Consider the following 25,679-nt stretch of genomic DNA (forward strand, 5'->3'; position numbering starts at 1 on the left):
CGTCAGTCGGCCAGAGCGGCCAGCTCCTCCGGCGTGCGCGGACCGGCCGCCGAGTCCGTCAGCAGGCCCCGCGCCCGCAGCACCCGCGCCACCGCCACCCCCCACGGCAACCGCAGCCCCGCCCGCCCCAGCAGGTCCGCGCGGGTCAGCGCCTGGGCCGTCGGGCCCGTGTGCACACCGTCCGGGGTGAGCAGGGCCACGTCGTCCGACCGACGCAGCGCGAGGTCGACGTCGTGGGTGGCCATCACCACCGTGGTGCCGCCCGCGCGGAGCCCGTCCAGAGTGGCGAGCAGCCTCTCCTGGCCGTCCGGGTCGAGCCCCGCGGTGGGCTCGTCGAGGATCAGCACCCGCGGGCGCATCGCCACGGCCCCGGCGATCGCCGTCCGCTTGCGCTGCCCGTACGACAGCAGATGGGTGGGCCGGTCCGCCAGCGCCGCGATGTCCAGCGCGGCCAGCGCCTCCCCGACCCGCGACCGGACCTCCGCGTCGGACAGACCCAGGTTCAGCGGACCGAAGGACACGTCCTGCCCCACCGAGGCCGCGAACAACTGGTCGTCCGGGTCCTGCACCACCAGCTGCACCGTGGTCCGCAACCGGGTCAACCCCTTGCGGTCGTACGCCACCGGCTCGCCGTCCACCGTCAACGTCCCGGTGTCCGGCCTGAGTCCGCCGCTGAGCAGCCGCATCAGCGTGGTCTTGCCGCTGCCGTTGCGGCCCAGCAGCGCCAGCGCCCGTTCCTCGCGCACCTCGAAGTCCAGGCCGCTCAGCACGTCCGGGCCCTCCTCGTACGCGAAGGACACGCCCCGCAGGGCGACCGGCGGCGGCGCGGCACTCCCGGCCCCCTCGGCCCTCTCGTTCACGACAGCGGCCCTTCCAGTACGAGGGTGAGGGCGGTCAGCGTCGCCAGCAGGGCGAGGCTCGCCGCCGTGAAGGGCACCGAGACGCGGGCCTCGGGCACCAGGACGCGCAGGGTGCCGTCGTAGCCGCGACCCGCGAGACCCGACTGGAGCCGCGCCGCCCGGTCGAAGGCCCGCACGAAGGCCGTCGCGCCGAGCCCGCCGAGGGAGCGCCACGCGGCGGCGCGGCTGGTGTGACCCAGCCGCGCCGCCTGCGCCTCGCGGATCCGGCGCACGGAGTCCAGCAGCAGGAAGCTCATGCGGTACGTCACCAGCGCCACGTCCACCACCGGCGCCGGTACTCCGGCCCGCACCAGGCGGGGCAGCAGGTCGGACATCGGCGTGGTGAACGCGAACAGCAGCACGCCGAGGGAGGCCGCCGAGGTCCGCAGCAACAGCTCACCGGCGCGCACCGGCCCGCCGTCCGCCGCCGTCAGGAACCCGCCCGGGCCCCCGACCTGCACGAGCAGGGGCAGCGCCCCCGTCACGCAGAAACCCAACGGCACCCGGTACGCCCGCCACAGCCGCCGCCCGGGCACGCCCGCCGGGCCGAGCAGCACCGCGAGCACCGTCACCAGCACCAGCGCCGCTCCCGGCCAGGGCGGCAGCGAGACGGCGAGCACGGTCAGGCCGAGCCCGAGCACGGCCTTGTCCACGGGATGGCGGCGGCGCCACCCACTGCTGTGCGCCGCCGCGTCGATCGGCAGCACTCAGTCCCCTTCGGACGCGTCCCGGCCGGCCGGCGCCACCGCCCGCTCCGCACCCTGCCGCCGGCCCCGGCGCAGACCGAAGTAGTAGGCCAGGACGCCCGCGCCGAGCGCGGCCTGCAACGCGAACAGCGCCGACTCGATCTCCCCGGACGGCGGCTCGTACAGCGGCGAGAACCACGGCTCGTAGTCCGGCTCGATCTCGGTGATCGCCGTCTCCGCCTCGGCGTCGGCCCCCGCGAACGGCTCCTCCTTGTGATCGCCGAGCCCCAGCACCAGCGGCAGCACCGCGAGCGCGGCCACGACCAGGAGCAGCAGGGCGTTGATCTTCGCGTTGCGGCTCATCGGGCCACCGCCTCCCGCTCGCCGGACGCGCCCTCGGCGCTCCCGGTCCCCTTGCCGGGGCCCGAGCGCCTCGACAGCACACCCAACCGGATCAGTTCCCCCTTGCTGGACTGCACCAGCAGCCGCATGACGACGACCGTGAGCAGGCCCTCGCTCACCGCCAGCGGGATCTGCGTGACGGCGAAGATGGAACCGAACTTGCCGAGGGCCCCCAGGAAGCCGCTGCCCGGGTCGGGGAAGGCGAGCGCCAGCTGGACGCTGGTGACGCAGTAGGTGGACAGGTCGGCGACGAAGGCGCCGAAGAACACCGTGACCATCAGCGGCACGCCGGAGCGGCGCAGTACCCGGTGGACGGCGTAGCCGGCCCAGGGACCCACCACCGCCATCGAGAAGACGTTGGCACCGAGCGTGGTCAGCCCGCCGTGCGCGAGCAGCAGCGCCTGGAAGAGCAGGGTGATGGTGCCCAGCACCGCCATGATCGGCGGCCGGAACAGGATGGCGCCCAGACCGGTGCCCGTCGGGTGCGAGCAACTCCCGGTGACGGACGGCAGTTTCAGGGCCGACAACACGAACGTGAAGGCTCCGGAGGCCCCGAGGAGCAAGGTGCTCTCCGGATGCTCCCTGACCTCACGGGTGAGTGACCGCACTCCGTGGACGACGAACGGCGCGGACGCGACACCCCAGGCGATCGCGTGCGCCGGAGGCAGAAAACCCTCGGCTATGTGCATGGCTCAGCAGACCCTCTCCAGCACCTCGTGGATGGACGACGCGCCTTGGCCGGTCTCCTGGCTTACGGGTGACACCGCCCGTGCTCCGCCTTCCCGGGTCCGAGGACCCAGTGGCTGCCCGTGAGGGCCGGAGCCGGACTTCCCGATTCACAGTGGCGAGGGCCGCACCGGCATCACACCGGATTTCCCGTTCACCAAGGCGTGGCGACAGTAGTGCTCCCGAAGGGGCGGTGACAAGCGCCCCTCCGGCCCGCGGACGTATGCGGGTTCGCGCAGGTGGCGTCGGTGGACGTCGTCCCGCGGCCGTCAGCCGTGCCGGTCCCGGTCGGTGCGCCGGACCACCATGTCGCGCAGCCGCTGGGTGAGCGCGGTCGCCGCCGCGGTCAGGAACACGAAGCTGTAGACGATCTGGAGGACCGTCACGATACGGGCCGTCTGGCCGCTCGGGGTGATGTCGCCGTACCCGACGGTCGCCAGCGTGACGACGGTGAAGTACAGGGCGTCGACGCGGGTGTCGAGGCCGGTGAACTCGCCCTCGTGCTTGGCGAGGGCGTAGTAGGTGGCCGCGAAGATGTGCACGGTCAGGACGATCAGCAGGGACAGGACCGCACCGGGCCGGGAGTCCGGGCGGTTGGTGAACACGTGGCGGATCTGCCGGAGCAGCAGCACGGCCACGACGGCGAGTGCGAGGGCGAACAGCACCCAGCTGAGCACGGGGCGCCGCGGGCCAAGGTGGTCGAGCGGGAGGACGAAGTAGGCCACGATCACGGCCGCCGTGACACCGGCCCGCGTCAGCCAGGGGCGTGCCGTGTGCCAGAGGGCCCGCAGACGGCCGGAGCGCGCGGGGCCGCCCCGCGGGCTGCCGGGCCGCCGCCGGCCGGACCGGTGGTCCTCCGTCACCGTGCCGTTCCCTCGGCCGGGCTGTCGGCGGCCGCCGGGTCGGTCCGGCGCACCAGTTGGGCGACGACGAAGGCGACGACCGAGGCGATGACGATCAGCGGCGTCTGGTCGTGGGCGTCCCTGCCCATCAGCAGCACCGCCAGCACCGCGCTGGCCAACGGCAGTCCCGTCACCGCCGCCGCGGCGGCCGAGATGCCCAGGGCGAGGGCCGGGGTCGCCCCGAAGCCCGGCAGCCCGGAACACGCGACGGCCGTGGCAGCGCCCAGCAGCACCGCCGGGAAGATCGGCCCCCCGCGCAGGCTGCCCAGCGCGATGCCCCAGGCCAGCCCCTTGCACGCCACCAGGGCGACCAGCGCGCCCACCGACCACGCGTGCGGGTCCGAGGCCAGTACGCCGAGGGTCGCCTGACCGGACAGGGCCGCCTCCGCCGGGGACCGGCCGGTGACCAGGGCGTACACGCACAGGCAGCCGCCCACGGCCACGGCGCACAGGACGGTGCGCGCCGCCGTGTGCCGCCGCGTCCAGGAGACGGTGCGGCGACCCAGTTCGCGGCCCAGCGTGACCAGCACCGCGATCAGGGCCGCCGTGGGGACCCCCCAGAGGAAGTCGCCCGCGTCCGGGCCGACGGCCGGCGGGAGGTCCTGGAGGCTCAGGGCACCGATCTCCAGGCCCGTCCACTGCCCGAACCCGGTGAAGACCAGCGCGCCGGCCGCGCTGGCCAGCAGACACGGCAGCAGCAGGGCGACGAGCTGGGCGCCCGCCAGCCCCGCCCCCTCGATCAGCAGGACGGCCGCCGCCACCGGACCGCCGAGGATGGTGGAGATCGCGGCGGTGGACCCGGCCGTCGCGATGATCGCGCTCGCCTTCGGGTCGCCGGCCGCGCCCGCCCGCCGGACCGCCAGCAGCGCGAGCCCGCTGCCGACGGCCATCAGCGGCGCCTCCGGCCCCAGCACCACACCGAGCGGCAGCGTGGCCAGCGCGGCCAGCACCGCGCCGGGCAGCGCACGGGGGCCGACGGGAGCGCCGCCCAGCCCGTTCACCGGCAGATGCCCGCCGCCGCCCGGCATCCTGGTGACGATCGGCGCCAGGATCAGCCCGGCCAGCAGCAGCGCGGGCAGTGGCCACCACCAGGGCGGGGCGTCGTAACCGGCCGCCCGGGGCAGCGACGTCCACACCCAGTGCTGCACCTGGTGCTGGAACCCGACGAAGAAGAAGCAGGCCAGCGCGATCGGCACGCCCAGCAGGACGCACAGCAGCAGCAGCCGCAGATAGCCGGGGCTCAACAACGTGTGCCGCAGGGACTGTTCCGCCCGGCCCGGCACCGCGTTCGCCGGCGGGGGTCCAGTCGCCACGGTCCTCCTCCGTCCACCTCGCCCCGGCACCTGGTCCGACGGGTCCGGAGCACGCGTTCGCACGTGCGCCTCAGTTAACGCGAGGCGGGCCGGGGACGCATGCGCACGGGGCGCCCCCGAGGGAGCGGGCGGCGGGCGGGCCGGACGGTGCCGGTTCACCCGTCCGGCGTACCCGCATGGCCGGTCGGCGGGGGTGGCCGCAGGCTCGGAGTGACCTGTCGTCGCCCGGCGCGCCGACAGGCCGAGGCCCGTACGGGGACACGCAGAAAGGACTCGCTCATGAGCCAGCACGCCGCACCTTCTCCCGGCAGGCCGACGCACGGCACAGGCGCCCCGCGGCCGGCGGACCGCTCCAGCGGATGGGTGACCGGCGGGGTCGTCTTCGCGGGCGTCCTGATGCTGCTGAACGGTGCCCTCGCCGTCCTTCAGGGCATCGCGGCCCTCGCCGAGGACGACGTGTACGCCCGCGTCGGCAGCTACGTCTACGAACTCAACCTCACCGGCTGGGGCATCATCCACGTGATCCTGGGCGCCCTCGTCCTCGCCACGGGCTACGGACTGCTCAAGGACATGGCCTGGGCGCGCTTCGCGGGTATCTTCCTCGCCTCGCTCAGCCTCATCGCCCAGTTCCTGTTCCTGCCGTACGCGCCCGTCTGGTCGGTGATCGTGATGGCGATCGACGTCTTCGTGATCTGGGCGCTGGCCAGTCGTCAGGACCGGGCGGACCAGCGGTCCTGAGGCCCCTTCGGCTCCCGACCGCGCGGGGCCCGGCGCGGGCCGGACGCGCCACCGCCGTGCCGGCGACCCGGATTTCTCGGGCGGCCACCGGGCACGGAGCGTCGCGAAACGTGTCGCTGTTGGGCCGAACGGGTGACTTGGCGTAAGAATTGGCTGGTGCACGCATTGAAGGCGAGTGAGATCGGGGGGAGCCGGTGAACAGCCACGACGTCACCGATGAACAGTGGGAGGGGCTCGCCCAGGTCGTTCCTCTGCGCGGGCGGGACGCCTGGCCGTCCGCGGTGGGCCACCGGGCGCTGCCGGAGGCGGAGACGGAGACCCGCCGCCGCTTCGTCGTCCTGAGGGTCAACGTGTTCGCGGACGCCCGCGAGGTCGCCGAGATCCTGATGGCGGGCATCCCGGTCCTCCTGGACCTGACCAGCGCCGAGGGCGAGGTCGCCAAACGCGTCCTGGACTTCAGCACGGGCGTCGTCTTCGGCCTGGCCAGCGGGATGCACCGCGTCGACCGCAACGTCTTCCTGCTCACCCCCGCCGGGACCGAGGTGAACGGGCTGATGGAGAGCGCGGCGCAGGTTCCGGGAGTGTGACGGGCCGCTCCGGTCCTGACGGTCCCGTCCCCCGTTCGTAGGAACGCCGTCCGGGCGGAACGGTTCGCCGTCCCGCCCGGACCCTACGGTCCGGACATGGCAGTGTCCCCCGCGTCGACGGCCCCGGCCGCACCCCTGCCGGACCGCCCCCGAGTCACGGAGCTGCGGCTGTCCGCCTTCGCCGGGCACCGCCGCGCCGTGCTGCGGTTCGGGCCGCTCACCGTGCTCGCCGGCCCCAGCGGCTGCGGCAAGACCACCGCGCTCAGGGCGTACGACGCCCTGGCCCGGCTCGGGGGCGGTGCCCGACTCGGCGCGGCCTTCCCCGACCCGGTGGCCTGCGTGCCCGAGCGGGCCCGGCCCGACGCCCAGCACCGCCGCGGTTTCCGCATCGGCTGCACGGCCGACGGAGCGGAGGGGCCCGTGCGCCTCGACGTCGCCGTGCAGGCCGAACCCGAGCTGCGCATCGTGGGGGAGCGGCTGACGGCGGACGGGGTGGTGCTGCTGGAGACGGCCCTGCGCGATCCCGGTCGCCGCGCCGTCCAGGCGGCCTGGCACACCGGCGGGTCCGCGCCCGTGACCCGCGCCCCGCTGCCCGACGACCGGCTCGGCACCCCGCTGCTGCCCCTGCGGGTGGCCGGCAAGACGGACGGGCAGCGCAGGGTGCTCGCCGCCGCCGAGCAGATGGTGGTCGCCCTGCGCTCCGTCTTCTCCTGCGACCCCCGGCCCGGCCGGATGCGGGAGTCCGTGCCCAGCGGCACCGGCCGGCTGCTCGGCGGCTGCGACAACCTCGCCGACGTGCTGTCGCGCACCCGTGCCGAGTGCGGCCGCCGGCACGCGCAGTTCGTCGCGGCGGTCCGCGCCGGATGCGCGGGCTCGGTCGCGGACGTGCTGGCGGAGCCGGTGACCGGCGGCGGGGTCCGCGCGTCGCTGGACCGGGGCGACGGCGTCCGCACCGGCCTGGCGCGGCTCGGCTACGGCGAGCTTCGCTACCTCGCCCTCGCCCTGCTGCTGTTCACCGGCCCCGGGGTGCTGGAGGTCGACCCGGTCGGTGAGGTCCCCGCCGCGTTGCAGACGCTGACCGTGCTCGCCGACGGCTTCGACCGGGGCCTGGACGCCCGGCAGCGCGGGGAACTGCTCCGCCTGGCGGCGCGGATGTGCGACCGCGGCCACATCCGACTGGTCGCGGCGGTGGCCGACGCCTCCTGGGCGACCGGGACGGACGGCGTCACGGTGGTACACCTGGACCCGTGACCGATCTTCCGCACCCGCCCCCCGACCTGCCAGCCCTCCGGCGCAGGCTCGCCGAGTTCGCCGCCGCACGGGACTGGCAGCCGTACCACACGCCCAAGAACCTCGTCGCGGCGCTCAGCGTGGAGGCCTCCGAACTCGTCGAGATCTTCCAGTGGCTGACGCCCGAGCAGTCCGCCCGCGTCATGGCCGACCCGGACACCGCGCACCGGGTCCGGGACGAGGTCGCCGACGTACTGGCGTACCTGCTCCAGTTCTGCGAGGTGCTCGGCGTCGACCCCCTGGCCGCGCTGGCGGCGAAGATCGAGCGCAACGAACTCCGGTTCCCGGTGCGGCCGACCCGGACGCCCGAGTCGGGGGAGTGACGAACTCCGCTATCACTCTCCGCAGTCGAAATCCGGTCGGAAACCATATTCTTGTCCGAAGATTTCCGCCTTCCTCTGGCTTTTCGCCCCACCCACCTTCACTCTGGGTAGTGAACAGCGGAGTTCGGGCGGACGCGCCGCGAGCGCGTCGCAGACAGACGGGGGCAGCGCATGGACGCTGTGCGGCTCATCGTGACGAGCGGGCGTGCCCTGGCGGCCGGCGGCGAGGTGCCGGCCATCCTGACGGAGGTGTGGCAGGTGCAGGCCCTGGCACAGGCGATCGGCAGCCGGTTGGCGGTCCACGGACCACCGGAGCTGCGCGGCGAGGCGATCGGGCTCACCGAGCTGGCGGGCCGCGGCTGCGGAGTGCTGCACACCCCGGAGCTGGCCCCGGGAGAGCTGCGAGCCGCCCAGCTCACCGAACTGGGCGACGCGCGGCAGGCCCTGATGCGCCTGGGCACCCTGCTCGGGGAGACCGGCATAGCCCTGGTCGGCATCGCCTGCGCCGCCGACGACGAGGCCACGTACTGGCAGTGCATGGAGGCCATCGACGCGGCGGACGAGTCACGTGACCGGGTCCTGGAGATGCTCCGCAAACTGGCGGACCGGGACGCGGACCTACCCGAGCGGGAGGCGGGCTAGCCGCCCCCGGCGAGCCGCCGACCGCGACGGCGGGGGTACGGTACGGCGCCCGCCCCCGTCCCGGCCCGCCGGACGGCCGCTCGGCGCCGCAGCTCAGTCGGTGTGCCCCGCCCCGTCCGACGGACGCCCGTGACGCCCCGTGGAAGCGGTGGACTCCGTCGCCTCCGGCAGCCCTCGGGGGCCGGGCCGCTCGGGATCCCCCGCCGACCGGAGATCGGCGTCCAGGGCCGACAGGTCCGCGTTCAGCGCCGCCATGAGTTCCTCCATCTGCTGGAGCAGCCCCTTCGGCCGGGCCTCCGCCCCGTCCTGACGCGGCACGTTCTCTTCGGACATGACGGACTCCTCGGCCCCAGGCCCCCACGGGGGGGGCGACACGGTCGGCGCGCCGGCGCACACCGCCCGGCGCGGAGGCCGGGCGATCCGCCTCCGCCCCGGCAAACGATCAACCCCCGGCCCGGTCACCGGACCGGCCGCGCACCGGCCCCGCGTTGACGCGCGGACCCCCGCGGGCCGCGCGAACCGTGGGGCTTGCGCGCCGGGCCGGACGGCCCCCGGGGGGGAAGGGGCACGCGCCGGGCCGGGCGGAGCCTGTGCGGCACACCCGCGCCGAGCAGGCAGGATGGAGACATGGATCTGCGTATCTTCACCGAGCCCCAGCAGGGGGCCACCTACGACACCTTGCTCACCGTGGCCAAGGCCACCGAGGACCTCGGCTTCGACGCCTTCTTCCGCAGCGACCACTATCTCCGCATGGGCTCCGCGGACGGCCTCCCCGGCCCCACCGACGCCTGGATCACCCTGGCCGGCCTCGCCCGCGAGACCAAGCGCATCCGGCTCGGCACCCTCATGACCGCCGGCACCTTCCGGCTGCCCGGCGTCCTCGCCATCCAGGTCGCCCAGGTCGACCAGATGTCCGGCGGCCGCATCGAGCTGGGCCTGGGCGCCGGCTGGTTCGAGGAGGAGCACAAGGCGTACGGCATCCCCTTCCCCAAGGAGAAGTTCGCCCGCCTGGAGGAGCAACTGGCGATCGTCACCGGTCTGTGGGGCACCGAGACCGGCAAGACCTTCGACTTCCACGGGAAGTTCTACGACCTGACCGAGTCGCCCGCGCTGCCCAAGCCCGCCCAGCCGAAGGTGCCCGTCCTCATCGGCGGTCACGGCGCCACCCGCACACCGCGCCTGGCCGCCCGGTACGCCGACGAGTTCAACATCCCGTTCGCCTCGCTGGAGGACACCGAGCGCCAGTTCGCCCGGGTGCGGGCCGCCGCCGAGGAGGCCGGCCGCGCGGCCGACGCCCTCACCTACTCCAACGCCCTCGTCGTCTGCGTCGGCAAGGACGACGCCGAAGTCGCCCGCCGGGCCTCGGTGATCGGCCGCGAGGTCGAGGAGCTGAAGGCCAACGGGCTGGCCGGCTCCCCGGCCGAGGTCGTCGAGAAGATCGGCCGCTACGCCGAGGCCGGCGCGCAGCGCGTCTACCTCCAGGTCCTCGACCTCGACGACCTGGACCACCTGGAACTGATCTCCTCCCAGGTCCAGTCACAGCTGTCCTGACCCGGTGACCCCGCCCCCGGCCCCGCCGCACGACCCGCGGACGCCGCCCCTCGCCCCGCCGGAGCACGCTCGGACACCGGCCCGCGAATAACCGAAGGCGCCGGTCACCCACCCTGTGCGATGGTGTGACCGTCGTCCTGCCGGAGCCCTCGGGATCTACCACCCCGGGGGCTCCCGCGCGTACGGCATCCCGACACCGACCACCGGCCGGAGAGGCCCTCCGCATGTTCCTGACCATCACCACCACCGGTACTCCCGAACGCCCCGCGACCGACCTCGGCTTCCTGCTGCACAAGCATCCCGACAAGGCGCAGACGTTCTCCACCTCCTTCGGCACGGCCCACGTGCTCTACCCGGAGGCGGAGGAGCAGCGCTGCACGGCCGCGCTGCTGCTGGAGATCGACGCGGTGGCGCTGGTGCGGCGCGGCAAGGGCAAGGGACGGGGCGGAGCCCCCGACGCGGCCCTGGCGCAGTACGTCAACGACCGCCCCTACGCGGCCTCCTCGCTCCTCGCCGTCGCGCTGGGCAACGTCTTCTCCAGCGCGATGCGCGGCGTGTGCAGGACGCGCCCCGAGCGGGCGGCCGAGCCGCTGCCGCTGCGCGTCGGGGTCCCGGCGCTGCCCGCCCGCGGCGGCCCGGACCTCGTACGCCGCCTCTTCGAGCCGCTCGGCTGGACCGTCACCGTCGAGAGCGTCCCGCTGGACACCGCGTTCCCCGAGTGGGGCGACTCGCGCTACGTCCGCCTCGAACTGGAGTCCGCGAAGCGCACCCTCGCCGAGGCCCTGCGCCACCTGTACGTGCTCCTCCCGGTGCTCGACGACGCCAAGCACTACTGGGTCTCCCCGGACGAGGTCGACAAGCTGATGCGCGCCGGGGAGGGCTGGCTGCCTGCCCACCCGGAGCAGAAGCTGATCACCAGCCGCTACCTGTCCCGCCGCTGGTCGCTGACCCGTGAGGCGATGGAGCGACTGGAACTGATCCGGCTGGCCGAGACCGACGACAGCGAGGTCGAGGAGATCGACAACGCCGTCGAGGCCGAGACCGAGCAGGAGGACCGGCCCACCCCGCTCGCCGTGCACCGCCGCGAGGCGATTCTGACCGCCCTGCGGGAGAACGCCGCCGCCCGCGTCCTCGACCTCGGCTGCGGCGAGGGGCACCTGGTGCGGGAGCTGCTCAAGGAGCCGCGGTTCACCGAGATCGTCGGCGTGGACGTGTCGGTGCGCGCGCTCACCATCGCCTCCCGCCGGCTCCGGCTGGACCGCATGGGCGAGCGCCAGGCCGCGAGGGTCGCCCTGTTCCAGGGGTCCCTGGCCTACACGGACAAGCGGCTGCGCGGCTACGACGCCGCCGTGCTCAGCGAGGTGATCGAGCACGTCGACCCGCCCCGCCTGCCCGCCCTCGTCTACGCGGTGTTCGGCTCGGCCCGCCCCCGCACGGTCGTCGTCACCACGCCGAACGTCGAGTACAACGTGCGCTGGGAGAGCCTCCCCGCCGGGCGCGTCCGCCACCGCGACCACCGCTTCGAGTGGACCCGCCAGGAGTTCCGTGCCTGGGCGGACGAGGTGGCCGAACGGCACGGCTACGCGGTCGAGTTCCGGCCCGTCGGCCCCGACGACCCCGAGGTCGGCCCGCCCACCCAGATGGCCGTCTTCACCACCAGGACCGAGACCGAGACCGAGAAGGAGGCGAAGGCCGCATGAGCACCACCGACACCACCGACACCACCGCACGGGCCCGCACCCTGCCCGTCACCGACCTCTCCCTCGTCGTGCTGATCGGCGCCTCCGGCTCCGGCAAGTCCACCTTCGCCCGGCGCCACTTCAAGCCCACCGAGGTCGTCTCCTCGGACTTCTGCCGGGGCCTGGTCGCCGACGACGAGAACGACCAGAGCGCGAGCCGCGACGCCTTCGACGTCCTGCACTACATCGCGGGCAAGCGGCTCGCCGCCGGCCGCCGCACCGTCGTCGACGCCACCAACGTGCAGCAGGACGGCAGACGCCAGTTGGTCGAGCTGGCCAGGAAGCACGACGTCCTGCCCATCGCCATCGTCCTCGACGTGCCCGAGGAGGTGTGCGCCGCGCGCAACGCGGCCCGCACCGACCGGGCCGACATGCCCCGCCGGGTCATCCAGCGCCACATCCGCGAACTCCGCCGCTCCCTGCGCCGCCTGGAACGCGAGGGCTTCCGCAAGGTGCACCTCCTGCGCGGCGCGGAGGAGGCCGAACAGGCCACCGTCGTCACCGAGAAGCGCTTCAACGACCTCACCCACCTCACCGGCCCGTTCGACATCGTCGGCGACGTCCACGGCTGCGCCGCCGAACTGGAGGCCCTGCTCACACGGCTCGGCTACACCGACGGCGTGCACCCCGAGGGCCGCACCGCGGTCTTCGTCGGCGACCTCGTCGACCGCGGCCCGGACAGCCCCGGAGTGCTGCGCCGCGTGATGTCCATGGTGAAGTCGGGCAACGCCCTGTGCGTCCCCGGCAACCACGAGAACAAGTACGGCCGCCACCTCAAGGGCCGCAAGGTCCAGCACACCCACGGACTCGCCGAGACCGTCGCGCAGATGGACGGCGAGAGCGAGGAGTTCCGCGCCGAGGTGAGGGAGTTCATCGACGGTCTGGTCAGCCACTACGTCCTCGACGGCGGCCGGCTCGTGGTCTGCCACGCCGGCCTGCCGGAGAAGTACCACGGCCGCACCTCCGGACGGGTCCGCAGCCACGCCCTGTACGGCGACACCACCGGCGAGACCGACGAGTTCGGACTGCCGGTGCGCTACCCGTGGGCCGAGGACTACCGGGGCCGCGCGGCCGTCGTCTACGGCCACACCCCGGTCCCGGAGGCCACCTGGCTCAACAACACCATCTGCCTCGACACCGGCGCCGTCTTCGGCGGCAAGCTCACCGCGCTGCGCTGGCCCGAGCGCGAACTGGTCGACGTACCGGCCGAGCGGGTCTGGTACGAGCCGGCCAAGCCGCTGCGCACCGAGGCGCCCGGCGGCAAGGACGGCCGCCCGCTCGACCTGGCCGACGTGCACGGCCGCCGGACGGTGGAGACCCGGCACGCCGGCCGGATCACCGTGCGCGAGGAGAACGCGGCGGCGGCCCTGGAGGTCATGAGCCGCTTCGCCACCGACCCCGGACTCCTGCCGTACCTGCCGCCGACCATGGCCCCCACCGCCACCTCGCAGGTGGACGGCTACCTGGAGCACCCGAAGGAGGCCTTCGCCCAGTACGCGGCCGACGGCGTGGCGCGGGTCGTGTGCGAGGAGAAGCACATGGGCTCGCGGGCGGTGGTGCTGGTCTGCCGCGACGCGCAGGCGGCGCACGCCCGCTTCGGGGCCGGGGGAGGCATCACCGGGTCCCTCTGCACCCGCACCGGCCGCCCCTTCCTGGACGACGCGACCCTCTCCGAGGCGATCCTCGACCGGCTGCGCACCGCGATCGGCGAGGCCGGTCTGTGGGACGAACTGGCCACCGACTGGCTGCTGCTCGACACCGAGCTGATGCCGTGGTCGCTGAAGGCCTCCGGACTGCTGCGCTCCCAGTACGCGGCCGTGGGCGCCGCCTCCGGCGCGGTGTTCCCGGGCGCACTGGCCGCTCTGGAGGCCGCCGCGGCCCGGGGCGTCGACGTCACCGGCCTGCTGGCCCGCCAGCGCGAGCGGTCCGCCGACGCCGCCGCCTTCACGGACGCCTACCGGCGCTACTGCTGGCCCACCGAAGGCCTCGACGGCGTCCACCTGGCCCCGTTCCAGATCCTGGCCGCCCAGGGCCGCAGCCTGGCCGCCCTGCCCCACGACGAGCAGCTCGCCCTCATCGACCGCCTCGTCGAGCACGACGGCAGCGGCCTGCTGCGCACCACCCGGCGCCTCTACGTCGACACGGGCGACCCGGAGTCGGTGGCGGCGGGCACCGACTGGTGGCTGGAGATGACCGGCCGCGGCGGCGAGGGCATGGTCGTCAAGCCGCTCGGCGCCCTGGTCCGCGACGCCAAGGGCCGCCTGGTCCAGCCCGGCATCAAGTGCCGGGGCCGCGAGTACCTGCGGATCGTCTACGGCCCCGAGTACACCCGCCCGGACAACCTCGCCCGGCTGCGGCAGCGCTTCCTCGGCCACAAGCGGTCCCTGGCGCTCCGCGAGTACGCCCTCGGCCTGGAGGCCCTGGACCGCTTGGCGGACGGCGAGCCGCTGTGGCGCGTTCACGAGGCGGTGTTCGGCGTGCTGGCGCTGGAGTCGGAGCCGGTGGACCCGCGGCTGTGAGCGCACGTTTTCGGCCGAGATGCCCCTGAGGGGGTGTCCCGGCCGGACGCCGTGCCCCGGGACCCCACACGTCCCTGGTTAACCGTCAGTCGCCGTGCTAGCTTCGCAGGTCGGTCAGGCAGACGTACCGACTCACGGGGGACAGTCGGTGGAGACAGGCGCGGGATTCGGCGGGACGGCGGACGCTTCCAGGCACGCGCGGGGCATGGCGCTGCTCTTCGACCTGACCGAGGCGCTGTGCGGCATGAGCTGCACGGAGGACCCGCAGGCGCGCGGACAGTTCGCCCAGATGCTCGGCGAGAACCTCGGCCGCCCCGTCGACCTGCGGGGCGTCAGACAGCGCGAGGACGTGGTGACCCTCGTGCGCACCGCCCTGAACGAGGCGGGCGGGGAGCACGTACTCGTCGGGGTGGTGCGCATCCTCGAAGGCGCGCCGGCCGGCGAGGAACTGGACCAGCTGATCGCCCCCGCCCGCTCCGGCGTCCCGCCTCCCCAGCCGCCGCCGGGTCCGCTCGGCCGCGACGACGAGACCAGCGCGCGTGCCGTCCTGGCCAAGGGAGAACTTCCCGCGGACCGGCTGCGGGACGACCTCGCGGTGGAGCTGGGCGGTCTCGACCTGCCTCTCGGGCTCCTGCCCGACCAGCTCTTCCAGCACGTCCTCGAACGGAACGTCCAGCCCGACGGCATGCCGCCCGCCGTGCTCCTGCTCGACCGGGCGGCCCTCCTCGCCGACGCGCCCGGCCACCGCACCGCACTGTCCGGCTGGGTCGACGACTGGGCCCGGCGCGCGGAGCTTACCCGGGCCCTGGAGCGGCGACGGGACGCACGGGCCGCCGTGGTGCGCGGTCCCGACATCCCCCGCTGCCTGATCGTCGCCGTGGAACCGGCCCGGGACGCCTCCGGCGACGTCGTGGTGCGCCACTGGCTGAACACCGTCGCCGGCCACTGGAATCCCCAGCCCGGCACGCCGGCCGTCACCACCCTGGACGCGCTCGGCTCGGCCGTCGACGAAGCGCTGAGCCGGGGCGCGCGGCTCCGTCCCGGCCCCCGCGACCGGCGTCCGAGTGGACACGGGCAGCCTTCGGCGTATGTCGAGTTCGTCCTTCCGTACGACCTCCTCAACCACGACGTGGCGGGGTTGACGCACCGTGTCGGCGACGGCCAGCCCTTGCGCCTGGGCACCCGGTACGGGGTACACCTCCGCAGTCTCGAGCGCATGCGGTCCCGGGACCGCCGGGTCCTGGAGCAGTGGGAGGAGCGCTGGGACGCCCTGCGGGAGCACGGGGTGGCCGTGCACGGCTGGAGCGAGCCGGACGGCGGCCGGCTCGGCGCCTGGCAGACGGCGCTCGCCGGGGACACCGGCCGGACGGCCGTGGTGCTGGACGCCCCGGCCGACGCGCCCGCCCTGGAGGCGCTCAAGGCCGCCATAGCGGAAGGCGTGGGGCTTGCGGTCTGGGACCGCCGGGGAGTCTTCCCGGAGGAACGCCGGGAGGTGGTGACCGCCCTGTTCGCCGCCGTACCGACGCCCGGGCAGATCCCCCTGGCCGTCCACCGCCTGCGGGAGAACGCCGAACGGCAGGCCCAGGGCCCCGGCCGGCTCCTCGGCCGGCACATCGGGTTCCTCTGGGACGATCCCACCCGTCTTGTCGACATCCAGTCCGACTACGGCGATCTCGCCGGCGAGGAGGCAACGGCATGAACGCGCAGGAGCAGGCGTCCCCGAACGGCTGGCGGGTGTTCCACGGCACCGGCCGGCCACCGGTCGTTCCGCCCGCACTGCCCGCGGCGCCGCCCTGGCGGCTCTTCCGCGGCGAGCCGCCCCAGCCCGCGCCGCCGGACGACCCGCAGGCCGCGCTGCGCCGCCTGGGCGACGGACAGGTCACCGCGCAGCTGGGCACCGACGAGATCGACACCGTCAACGCCGCCCTGCTGCTGCGCAGGCCGTTGCTGATCACCGGCCCGCCGGGCGTCGGCAAGTCCACCCTCGCCTACCTGATCTCCCGCGAGCTGGGCCTGGGCCGGGTCCTGGAGTGGAGCATCGTCAGCCGCACCACGCTCCGGGACGGCCTCTACGTCCACGACGCCATGGGACGTGCCCAGGCCATCGCCGCCTGGCAGGCCGGGCTGCGCGGCACCACGGCCCCCCACCACGCACCCGACGGGACCGAATCCGCCGCCGGGCACCCCCCGGCCGACACGGCCGGCGCGGCCGACGTCAATGCCCCGATATCCTCGTCACCCGAGCAACTCCCGCCCGTACTGGGCGACTTCATCACCCTCGGGCCCCTCGGTACGGCTCTCCTCCCTTACGATCGTCCGCGGGTGCTCCTGGTCGACGAACTCGACAAGAGCGACATCGACCTGCCCAACGACCTGCTGCACGTCCTGGAGAACGGAAGCTATGACGTCCCGGAACTGGTCCGTGACGCCGCCGACAGCGCGCGCGTCCACACCAGCGACCCCGGTGGCCAGGCACTGCTGCGCAGCGGACGGGTGGAGTGCCGGGAGTTCCCGGTCGTGGTGATCACCAGCAACGGCGAACGGGAGTTCCCCGCCGCCTTCCGCCGGCGCTGCCTGCCGCTGGAGATGCGCACGCCGAGCCGCCGGCAGTTGCTGGCCCTGGTGGAGGGGCACCTGGGGTCCAGGCCGCAGGGCACCGAGGATCTGGTCGACCTCTTCGTGCAGCGGGTGCAGGCCGGCGGTACGCACTCCCTGGATCAACTACTCAACGCGGTGCAGATGACTACCGCGGGTGGTTTCCAGGCGGACGGTGACGGGCGTAAGCTCGTGGAAATGCTCCTCCGCGACCTCGCGAAGGGCCGCTGAATGACCGGCTTCCCCAGGGAGCACGCATCCGGACCGGGCGACGAGGACCCCGTATCGGGGACGTCGCCTCCCTCGGTGCTGCCCGAAACCGTCGACGAGGGCCTCGCTGTCCCCGGCGGGCACCGGGCCGGCGTGCCCGTCGTCTCCGACCGTGACGTCGCGGGGCCCGCCGTCACGGACCGGTCCGCGGCGGGGCGCGCCCAGCCGTACCCGGGTGATCCGCGGTCGTCCGTGCCGCACTGGCAGGAGGTCGCCGACGCCGTCTGGCTCGCCGCCTACTGGGACCGCCACGGCGGACCGGGCCGGACGCCGGGCCCCGCCTCGCCGGACCACCCGCTCCCCACGGATGCGCCCGTTGCCGCAGGACCGCGGGACCCGGACCCGGGGAAGACGGACGCCCGGCCCTCGGGCCCCGCCGCCGAAGAACTCCCGGCTCCCGTCCGGCCACCCGCCTCCGGCAGGCCCGATCCGGCGCCGGTCCCTGGCCCCCGGGACGCGTCCGCACCGCCCGCACCCGCCCCCGTCCCGCTGCGGCCGGCGGCCCGCAACCGGCTGTTACCCGACCCCGAGGGCCCCTTCACGCTGCACGCCGGCCGGCCGCTGCTGCCCGCCGAGGACGACCCGTCCGGGCCCGGCCGGGCCACCGCCCTGCTCGCCCGCGCCCTCCACCAGCTGGCCCGGCGCATCCCCTCCCGCCACACCCTGGAACTCGACGAGGAAGCCACCGCCGAACAGGGCCTGGCGGACGGCATGTGGCTGCCCTTCCTGCGGCCCGCCCGCACCCCCGCCTTCGACCTGGTGCTGCTCACCGACGACGCCCCGACCATGCGCATCTGGCAGGAGACCTGCGCGCGGCTGGCCGAGGCCGCCGAGCACAGCGGCGCCTTCCGAGGCGTCCGCCCGGTACGGGTGCACGTGCCGCGCACCGGCACCGCCACCCTGCGCTGGAACACCGGCCGGGCCGACGCCGACCCGGCCGAACTGCTCGACGGGCGCGGCGGACGCGTCTTCCTCGTCGTCACCGACGGCCTCGCCCCCGGCTGGGCGGCCCCCGCCGCCGACGACCTGCTCAAGCGCCTCGCCCACGCCGGCCCCACCGCACTGGTCCACCTGCTGCCCCCGCACCTGCGCCACCGCAGCTCCCTCTACCCGTACGAGGCGGTCCTGGAGGCCGGCGGCTTCGGCGCCCCGAACGACGGGCTCGGCCACTGGGCGCCGCCCGGCGGCCCCGACCCGTTGCGCCCCCTGCCCGAGGCCGGCGACGACTCGGTGCCGGTGCCCGTGCTGTCGCTCAAGCCCGGCTCCCTCGCCGCCTGGTCACACCTCGTGACCGGGGAACGCGGCGTGCGCCGCGCCCTGCCCATCGTGCTGGCCGGTGCCCTGGCCAAGGGCGCCCCCGCCCCCGGACTGCGCGCCCCGCGCTTCCCGCGCGCCGCCACCACCGCCGTGCGCCGCTTCTTCACCCTCGCCACTCCGGCCGCCCGTCGGCTCGCCACCCAGCTGGCCGCCATCCCGTTCGACCTGGACCTCGTGGAGCAGCTGCGGCGGCGCACGATGCCGGAGACCGGGCCCGACCACCTCGCCGAGATCCTCATGGGCGGTCTCATCGACTGGGACCGGGCCGGCGAAGGCCGCCCCGAGTTCGCCGAAGGGGTCCGCGAGGCACTGCTCGCCACCACGACCCGCAGCCAACTCGCCCGCACCGTCGCGGTGGTGGGCGAGCTGCCCGCCGCGGGTCAGCGGGGCGTCGCCCTGCGCGCCGCCCTCCACGACCCGGCGGGCGCCGCCCTGCCCGACCCGGCGGAGCGGGGCTGGGTGCGCAGCGAACTCGCCGTGATGCGCGCCCTCTCGGGGCCCTACTCCGAGCGGGCCAGGCGCATCGAACCCGTAGTCGCCGGGCCCGTGCCGCCCGGTGCGGCCGATCGGGTGGACGTCCGTTTGCCCACGGGTACACCCGCTGAGGTGAACCCGGCGGGCGACGACGGGTCATCCGGTGGCCGAGAAGGCAGTCATCCAGCGTCGAGCGATTCCGACGAACCTGGAGCACCCGTGCCGCTGGTACCCGACGCGACCCCACTCGAAGCCCCGGAGGCTGAGCCGCTCATGCAGAGCACCACGACCGCCACGTCCGCCCTCCTGGTGAACGTTCCCCTGCGGAACACCTCGTTCGTCGGCCGCCAGGGGCTGCTGAGCGCCGTGGAGGAGCAACTCGGCGCCCAGGACACGGCCGCCGTGCTTCCGCACGCGCTGCACGGGCTCGGCGGGGTCGGCAAGTCGCAGCTGGCGCTGGAGTACATCTGGACCCACCAGCACGACTACCGGGTGATCTGCTGGATCCCCGCCGAGCGCGAGAGCCTCGTGCTGGCCGCACTGGGCACGCTCGCCGCCCAGCTGGGCGTCGTCCCCTCCGGCCAGGACCGCCCCGGCGCGCCCGCCGCGAACACGGCGGTGCCCGCCGTGCTGAAGGCGCTGAGCGAGGGGAAACCGCACGGCAACTGGCTGCTCGTCTTCGACAACGCCGAGGACGTCGACACGGTCCGGCAGTACTTCCCCACCAACGGGCCCGGCAAGGTCATCGTCACCTCCCGCAACCGGGCCTGGGAGCGGGTGGCCACGCCCCTGCCGGTGAACGTCTTCGAGCGTTCCGAGTCCATCGAGCTGCTCCAGAAGCGCTCGCCCGACCTGTCCTCCGACGACGCCGACCGGCTCGCCGACGCCCTCGGCGACCTGCCGCTCGCCGTCGAGCAGGCGGGCGCCTGGCGCGCGGTCACCGGCATGCTCGTCGACGAGTACCTCGACCTGCTCGCCCAGCGCAGCCCCGAGATCCTGGAACTCGACCCGAATCCCGACTACCCGGTGTCCGTCGCCGCCGCCTGGGACCTCTCGCTGGAGCGCATCCGGCAGAACAACCCCGGTGCCCGGCAGCTGCTCGACATCTGCGCCAGCATGGCCCCCGAGCCCATCCCGCGGTCGATCCTGCGCGGCAGCCGGGGTGTCAGCATCACGCCGGAGATCGACCCGCTGCTGCGCGAGTCGATCACACTGAACCGCGCCATCCGCGACCTCAACCAGTTCTCCCTGATCAGGGTGGACCCGCGGTCCAACACCCTCCAGATGCACCGCCTCCTGCAGACCGTGCTCCTGGCCAAACTGGGCGCCGAGGAACGGGAACGGATGCGCGGCGCCGCGCACCAGCTGCTGTCGGCGGCCAAGCCGGGCGCCCCCGGCGCCTCGCTGGAGTGGCCCGCCTACCAGGCGCTGCTGCCGCACGTGCTCGCCTCCCAGGCGGTGACCAGCTCCGACACCTGGGTGCGCGACCTCGTCACCGACACCGTCTGGTTCCTGTACTACTGGGGCGATCACGAGGGCGCGGCGGACTACGCCCGGGAGGCCTGGAGCGCCTGGCTCGCGGCGTCCGGCGAGGAGGACATCCACGTCCTGCGCATGACCAAGAGCTTCTCGTTCCTGCTGCGCCAGACCGGCCAGGTGACCGAGTCCATCCCGCTGATCGAGCAGGCGCTGGAGACCTCCCGCCGGCTGGAGGTCGAGCCCGAGGAACTGATCGACTCCCTGTGCGAGATGGCCGACGCCCGCCGCTACCAGGGCCGCATCCACGAGGGGCGGACCGTGAGCCAGGAGGCGACCGAGCTGTCGCGGTCCCTGTTCGGCCCGGACGACCCCACCACGCTGCGCGCCATCCACTCGTGGGGCGTCGACCTCAGACTCTGCGGAGAGTTCCGCGAGGCGCTGCCGCTGGACCGGGAGAACGCCCGGCTCCGCGACCTGCTGTTCGGGCCGACCAGCTTCTTCACCCTCAACACCCTCAACGGCCTGGCCATCAACATGCGGGAGAGCGGTGACTACCCCGGGGCGCGCGACTTCCAGGAGGACGTGTACCGGCGAGCCGGCGCCGCCTTCGGTGCGGAGCACCCGCTCACCCTGCGCATCGCACGCAACCTGGCCGTCTGCCGCCGCCGCGACGGGGCGCTCACCGAGGGCGCGGAGCTGTCCACGGAGACGCTGCGGCGCTTCAACAGCCGCTACGGGCCGGACCACTTCGACTCGCTCTCCACCGCCACCAACGTCTCCGTCGACCTGCGGCTGACCGGAGACCTCGACGGCTCCAGGGAGCTGGCCGAGGAGACGGTCCGGCGCTACGAGCAACGGCTCGGCGAGGAGCACCTGTACACCCTGCTGACCCGGGCCAACCTGGCCGCGACCCTGCGCACGCTCGGCAACCTGGACAAGGCGCAGGAGCACGAGGACCAGGTGGCGGACCGGTTGGCCGCGACCGTGGGGGAGGGGCACATCACCGCCCTGACCACAGCCCTCGGCCAGGCCAGTACGGCCTACGCCCGCCTGGACTTCGAGCGGGCGCACGAGATCGACCGGGCCAACCTGCCGCGGCTCGCCGAGGTGGCCGGCGAGGACCACCCGCTCACCCTGTCGTGCACCGCCAACCTCGCCCTCGACCTGCGCGGCCTCAGCCGGGGCGCGGAGGCCGACGAGCTGCTGCGCGGGGCGGTCGAGGGCTTCACCCGCGTGGTCCGCGCCGACCACCCCTGGCTCCTCGCGGCCCGCGGGCGGCGGCGCATCGAGTGCGACATGGCGCCGATGCCGCTGTAACGGCGCCCGGCGCCCGGCGCCCGACGGGCCGTCTCAGCCGACGTCCGCCGCCGGGGCCGTCGCCGCCGCGCCGTCCTGGGCGGGCGGGGCGGGCGGGGCGGCCGCGCCGAAGACCGGCGGCGCGGGGCGGTCCCGTTCGGCCAGGCGGCGGACCAGCAGCAGGAGCGGCTGGGTGAACAGGGTCGTGGCCAGGGCCATGAAGACCAGCACGGTGTAGAGCGGGGGACTCAGCAGTCCCGCTTGCAGACCCGCGTTGAGCGCGATCAGCTCGGTGAGGCCCCGGGCGCTGAGCAGCACGCCGATGGTCCGTGCGTCGTGCCGGTCCAGTCCGCCGAGCCGCGCCGCGAGCGTGCCGCTGCCGATCTTCGTCACGACCGCCAGTACGGTCACCACCAGCAGGACCGCCCAGCCCGTGCCGTCCATGGTGTTCAGCGCCACCGACTGCCCCGAGATCACGAAGAAGAACGGCAGCAGCAGCGAGCTGACGTCGTGCAGCGGTCGCAGCAGGTCCGGATCGAGGGTGCCGTCCTCCTCGCGCGGGACCACCACCCCGGCCAGCAGCGCGCCGAAGATCACGTGCAGCCCGAGGGAGTGCGTCACCCACGCCGACCCGAGGGCGAAGCCGATGAGCAGCGCGAGCCGCAGCGAGGGCTCCATCCGGGTGCCCCACAGCAGCCGGCGCAGGACCGGCCGGGCCGCGAGCGCCATCACGGTGACGAAACCGACCGCGAGCGCCGCCCGCCAGGGCCAGTCCAGCGCGGCTCCGCCGCCGTCCCCCTCCATCAGTGCCGCGGCCAGCACGGTCCAGCAGACCGCGTCCAGCACGCCGGCCGCCGAGACCGCCACCACACCCGGCACCGAACGGGAGAGGCCGTTCTCGCGCACGATGGCCGTCAGCACGGGCACCGCCGTTATCGACAGGGCCACCCCGGCGAAGACCACCATGGCGGGGGAGGGGTCACGGGGCATGCCCAGCTCGTGCAGCTGGTCCCGGAACAGCAGCGCGCCCCCGCAGCCGGCGACCATCGGCACCACGAACGAGGCCAGCGCCACGATCAGCGAGGTACGGGCCCGGGCGCCGAGGATCTTCAGGTCCAGCTCGTAACCCACCGCGAAGAGGAAGACCACCAGGGCGAACTGCGCGAAACCGGTCAGGGCCGGGCCGATCTCGGGCGGGAAGAGCGAGGCGTGGGCGTCCGGCGCCACCGCGCCGAGCAGGGACGGGCCGAGCGCGATGCCCGCCGTCAGCTGGCCGACGATGTAGGGCTGCTTGAGCCGCCGGGCCAGCCAGCCGGCCGCGTGGGCGGCTACCAGGACGAGAGCCGAGGCACCCACGAAATGCGTGATCAACGCGTCAGGGCTCATGAGGTCTCCCCGTTGGTCCGGTGGTCATCCGGTTGCAGACGTGTTCGACGGTCGCCCGTGCGACGATCCCGTGTTCGGAGCCTTCCCCGCGCCGGAGCCCCAACTTTCCTAGAATAAGGCGCAATTGACGAAGCAACGGAAGTCGTACACGGACTTTCACCGGGGTCACGGGGGGCACATGACGGCGGTTGTCTTCATCCACGGCACAGGGGTGCGCGAACCGGGCTTCTCTGCGCTCGCGGGGCGCTTCTCCGCCGGAGTGACGGAACTGCGCGGCGGGCTGCGCGTGGTGCCGTACTACTGGGGCGGCGAGCACGGGGCCACCCTCGCCGCCGGCGGCGCGAGCCTGCCACCGGTCTCCGGCGCCGGCCGGGGCCCCGGCGCGCCGGACGCGGCCGAGGACGACACGGCCGCCTGGGCCGCCCTCTACGCCGACCCGTACGCCGAACTGGCCCTGGCCGCCGGTTCCCTGCCCGCGGCCGAACTGCCGCCCGGTTCGCTGTCCCTGGACCAGCCGGTCCGGGAGCGGCTGGCCGCCCTCGCCGCCCAGGGCGACGCGCCGGCGGCCGAGCTGGGCCCGGGCCTGGGTCGCGCCGCCGCCGACCTGGCCGCCCACCCGCTGCTCGGCGCCGCCGCCGCGGCCCTCGCCCCGGACGACCTCCCCGACCTGGCGGCCCGCTGCCTGACCGCCCAGGTCGTCGCCGGCGCCCTCGACGCCGACGCGCCCCTCGTGCCGGTCGGCGCCACCCGGGACGCCGTCGCCGGCCGGCTCGCCCTGACCCTCGGCGCGCCGGCCCCCGGCACGGAACGCGGGGTGCGCTCGCTGGCCCTGCGGGTCGCGGGCTCGGCCGCCTCCCGGGCCGTCGTCCGCCGCCGCCGCGCCCTCACCGAGGCCGCCCATCCGGCCGCCGGGGACGTCCTGCGCTACCTCAGCCGCGGCGAGGCGGTCCGCGCCGGACTGCGCCACCTGCTCGCCGGGCTGGAGCCGCCCGTCGCGATCGTCGCCCACAGCCTCGGCGGCATCATCGCCCTGGACACCCTGGTCCTGACCCCGCTCCCGCAGGTCCGGCTGCTGGTCACCGCCGGCTCCCAGGCGCCGTTCCTGTACGAGTCGGGGTCGCTGCCCTCCCTGGAGCACCCGGCGCCCCTGCCCGACCACGTCCCCGAGTGGCTGAACCTGTACGACCCCCGCGACCTGCTCTCCTACCTGGGCGCCGGCCTCTTCCCTGGCCGGGTCACCGACATCGCCGTCGACAGCCGCCAGCCGTTCCCGGCCGCGCACAGCGCCTACTGGACCAACCCGGACGTGTACCGGCACCTGGTGGAGCGGCTGCCGTGACCGGCCCGGTCGCCGCCGGGGCGGTGGACCCGGCGCGCGTGCACGCCCTCGTCGTCGGCGTCGAGGCGTACGACGCGGGTGGCGGCTGGGACCTGCCCGGGCCCGCCCGGGACGCGGTCCGCTTCCACCGCCTGCTGCGCGCCGCCGGCGTACCGGAGGCCAACCTCCGGCTGCACCTCGCGCCGTTGCCGCCGTACGTCCCCGAGACGCCGTACGCGCCGGCCGACCACGCCACGCTGCGCCGGGTGCTGGTCCGTGAACTGCCAGCGGTGCGGGGCGACGTGCTCTGGGTCTGGTGGGGCGGGCACGGGGTCCTCGACCGGTCCGGACACCTGCGGTTGTTCTGCGCGGACGCCACCACCGACGACAAGCTGGGCATCGACCTGGACTCCGCGCTCGAACGCTACGCCGGAGACGCCGTGCCCGGCCTCGCCGACCAACTGTGGGTCGTGGACGCGTGCGAGACCTTCGAGGAGGCGCTCGCCTTCCGGGAGTCGCTGCCACCCGACGGACTGCCGGTCGGGCGGCGCAGCACGGCGCACCGGCAGACCGTGCTGCGGGCCGCCGGGCGGGGCCGTACCGCCGCCAACGATCCCGCGCGGGCCACGGGCCTGTTCTCCGACGTCCTGCTCGCCCTGCTGGCCGACCGGACCGCCGTACTGCCCTCCCCGCCGGATGCGGAGGAACTGTTTCCGGCCGTGCGAACGCGTATCGCCGCCCTCAGGGACGCGGGTCGAACTCTGCAGTATCCCGAGATCCGGTTGCAGGGACCCCAACGCACCGAGATCCTCACCTCGGCGGACCTCGACGGCGGGGAGCGGCGGATCTCCCCGCTGCTGCGGGCCGTGGACGCCCTCCTCGCCTACCCGCTGATGAGCGACCCGGCGGAGCGGCAGACGGTGGTCGCCGCGCTGGGCCCCGGCGTCACCGGCACATTGCCCCGTCACAGCAAGGCCCGCACGGACGCGGCCGGAATTCTCGCCGGGCTCGCCCGGCACCGGCCGCAGGCGCTGTGGGACCTGTTCGACGCGGTGCTGTCCGTGGACGACGACCCGGAACTGAGCGCGGAACTCGCGGGGGCGCTACGGCAGTTGGAGGCCTCGACGCGGTCGAGGCGGACGCACCGATGATCGGTGGCGTGATCGTACGGTTTTCGGCAAGGGCAGGAACGGCCATGATGGAGTAAGACACGGTGTCATCGCGTGC

21 protein-coding genes and 1 riboswitch are annotated in these 25,679 nt (G+C 74.5%); of the genes, 13 read left to right on the top strand and 8 right to left on the bottom strand.

Annotation, left to right across the window (positions count from 1 at the left end; all coding sequences use genetic code 11):
* Positions 1-2: 2 nt before the first annotated feature.
* The 6 genes from AC07FV_RS09110 to AC07FV_RS09135 form a co-directional block, all read right to left on the bottom strand.
* Positions 3-860 carry an ATP-binding cassette domain-containing protein gene (locus AC07FV_RS09110; protein WP_479085809.1) on the bottom strand — a complete coding sequence of 286 codons (858 nt, stop codon included), beginning with the start codon at positions 858-860 and terminating at the stop codon, positions 3-5.
* A complete protein-coding gene (gene cbiQ, locus AC07FV_RS09115; protein ID WP_479085810.1) occupies positions 857-1,606 on the bottom strand; it encodes a cobalt ECF transporter T component CbiQ in 750 nt (249 codons plus the stop codon). Before cbiQ ends, AC07FV_RS09110 begins: the two co-directional genes overlap by 4 nt.
* Positions 1,607-1,948 (bottom strand): energy-coupling factor ABC transporter substrate-binding protein, encoded by a 342-nt coding sequence (locus AC07FV_RS09120; RefSeq protein WP_479085812.1) that lies wholly within the window; start codon positions 1,946-1,948, stop codon positions 1,607-1,609.
* Positions 1,945-2,676, bottom strand: coding sequence for an energy-coupling factor ABC transporter permease (locus tag AC07FV_RS09125; protein ID WP_479085813.1), 732 nt, complete (start codon positions 2,674-2,676; stop codon positions 1,945-1,947). The genes AC07FV_RS09120 and AC07FV_RS09125 overlap by 4 nt, the downstream gene beginning before the upstream one ends.
* A 30-nt stretch (positions 2,677-2,706) precedes the next feature.
* Positions 2,707-2,890: riboswitch (cobalamin riboswitch) on the bottom strand.
* Positions 2,891-2,982: 92 nt separating this feature from the next.
* A complete protein-coding gene (locus tag AC07FV_RS09130) occupies positions 2,983-3,471 on the bottom strand; it encodes a potassium channel family protein (protein WP_479086630.1) in 489 nt (162 codons plus the stop codon).
* Positions 3,472-3,572: 101 nt separating this feature from the next.
* Positions 3,573-4,928, bottom strand: a complete 1,356-nt coding sequence (locus AC07FV_RS09135; protein WP_479085815.1) for a chloride channel protein — start codon at positions 4,926-4,928, stop codon at positions 3,573-3,575.
* Between the two features lie 279 nt (positions 4,929-5,207).
* Here AC07FV_RS09135 and AC07FV_RS09140 point away from each other — a divergent pair, with 279 nt between their 5' ends.
* The 5 genes from AC07FV_RS09140 to AC07FV_RS09160 all read left to right on the top strand — a co-directional run bounded on the left by AC07FV_RS09140 (position 5,208) and on the right by AC07FV_RS09160 (position 8,508).
* A complete protein-coding gene (locus tag AC07FV_RS09140) occupies positions 5,208-5,666 on the top strand; it encodes a DUF7144 family membrane protein (RefSeq protein WP_479085817.1) in 459 nt (152 codons plus the stop codon).
* Positions 5,667-5,860: 194 nt separating this feature from the next.
* Positions 5,861-6,253, top strand: a complete 393-nt coding sequence (locus AC07FV_RS09145; RefSeq protein ID WP_356612057.1) for a cell division protein SepF — start codon at positions 5,861-5,863, stop codon at positions 6,251-6,253.
* A gap of 96 nt (positions 6,254-6,349) precedes the next feature.
* A complete protein-coding gene (locus AC07FV_RS09150) occupies positions 6,350-7,504 on the top strand; it encodes an AAA family ATPase (RefSeq protein WP_479085818.1) in 1,155 nt (384 codons plus the stop codon).
* Entirely contained in the window at positions 7,501-7,866 is a 366-nt protein-coding gene (locus AC07FV_RS09155) for a nucleotide pyrophosphohydrolase (RefSeq protein WP_479085820.1), read from the top strand. The genes AC07FV_RS09150 and AC07FV_RS09155 overlap by 4 nt, the downstream gene beginning before the upstream one ends.
* 171 nt (positions 7,867-8,037) lie before the next feature.
* Positions 8,038-8,508, top strand: a complete 471-nt coding sequence (locus AC07FV_RS09160) for a DUF6099 family protein (protein ID WP_479085821.1) — start codon at positions 8,038-8,040, stop codon at positions 8,506-8,508.
* Positions 8,509-8,601: 93 nt separating this feature from the next.
* Here the strand turns inward: AC07FV_RS09160 and AC07FV_RS09165 are convergent, their stop codons facing one another.
* Positions 8,602-8,841: a hypothetical protein gene (locus AC07FV_RS09165; protein ID WP_479085823.1), complete on the bottom strand. Its 240-nt coding sequence runs from the start codon at positions 8,839-8,841 to the stop codon at positions 8,602-8,604.
* A gap of 294 nt (positions 8,842-9,135) precedes the next feature.
* Between AC07FV_RS09165 and AC07FV_RS09170 the strand changes: the two genes are divergently transcribed.
* The 6 genes from AC07FV_RS09170 (at position 9,136) to fxsT (ending at position 21,769) form a co-directional block, all read left to right on the top strand.
* Positions 9,136-10,059: an LLM class F420-dependent oxidoreductase gene (locus AC07FV_RS09170; protein WP_479085825.1), complete on the top strand. Its 924-nt coding sequence runs from the start codon at positions 9,136-9,138 to the stop codon at positions 10,057-10,059.
* Between the two features lie 224 nt (positions 10,060-10,283).
* Positions 10,284-11,759: a 3' terminal RNA ribose 2'-O-methyltransferase Hen1 gene (locus AC07FV_RS09175; protein ID WP_479085827.1), complete on the top strand. Its 1,476-nt coding sequence runs from the start codon at positions 10,284-10,286 to the stop codon at positions 11,757-11,759.
* On the top strand, positions 11,756-14,317 hold the full coding sequence (locus AC07FV_RS09180; protein ID WP_479085829.1) for a polynucleotide kinase-phosphatase: 2,562 nt from the start codon (positions 11,756-11,758) through the stop codon (positions 14,315-14,317). Before AC07FV_RS09175 ends, AC07FV_RS09180 begins: the two co-directional genes overlap by 4 nt.
* A 205-nt stretch (positions 14,318-14,522) precedes the next feature.
* Positions 14,523-16,016: a VMAP-C domain-containing protein gene (locus AC07FV_RS09185; RefSeq protein ID WP_479085831.1), complete on the top strand. Its 1,494-nt coding sequence runs from the start codon at positions 14,523-14,525 to the stop codon at positions 16,014-16,016.
* The gene (locus AC07FV_RS09190) at positions 16,013-17,143 is read left to right on the top strand and encodes a MoxR family ATPase (RefSeq protein ID WP_479085833.1); all 1,131 of its coding nucleotides are present in this window, start codon (positions 16,013-16,015) and stop codon (positions 17,141-17,143) included. The genes AC07FV_RS09185 and AC07FV_RS09190 overlap by 4 nt, the downstream gene beginning before the upstream one ends.
* The gene (gene fxsT, locus AC07FV_RS09195; RefSeq protein WP_479085835.1) at positions 17,144-21,769 is read left to right on the top strand and encodes an FxSxx-COOH system tetratricopeptide repeat protein; all 4,626 of its coding nucleotides are present in this window, start codon (positions 17,144-17,146) and stop codon (positions 21,767-21,769) included.
* Between the two features lie 33 nt (positions 21,770-21,802).
* Here the strand turns inward: fxsT and AC07FV_RS09200 are convergent, their stop codons facing one another.
* Positions 21,803-23,134, bottom strand: coding sequence for a cation:proton antiporter (locus tag AC07FV_RS09200; protein WP_479085837.1), 1,332 nt, complete (start codon positions 23,132-23,134; stop codon positions 21,803-21,805).
* Positions 23,135-23,312: 178 nt separating this feature from the next.
* On the opposite strand from AC07FV_RS09200, the gene AC07FV_RS09205 reads away from it, so the two are divergent.
* Complete coding sequence (locus AC07FV_RS09205) at positions 23,313-24,473, top strand: hypothetical protein (protein WP_479085839.1); 1,161 nt, start codon at positions 23,313-23,315, stop codon at positions 24,471-24,473.
* A complete protein-coding gene (locus tag AC07FV_RS09210; protein WP_479085840.1) occupies positions 24,470-25,603 on the top strand; it encodes an effector-associated domain 2-containing protein in 1,134 nt (377 codons plus the stop codon). The genes AC07FV_RS09205 and AC07FV_RS09210 overlap by 4 nt, the downstream gene beginning before the upstream one ends.
* Positions 25,604-25,679 lie beyond the last annotated feature (76 nt).

It is taken from the genome of Streptomyces sp. NPDC045956, from assembly GCF_056430705.1.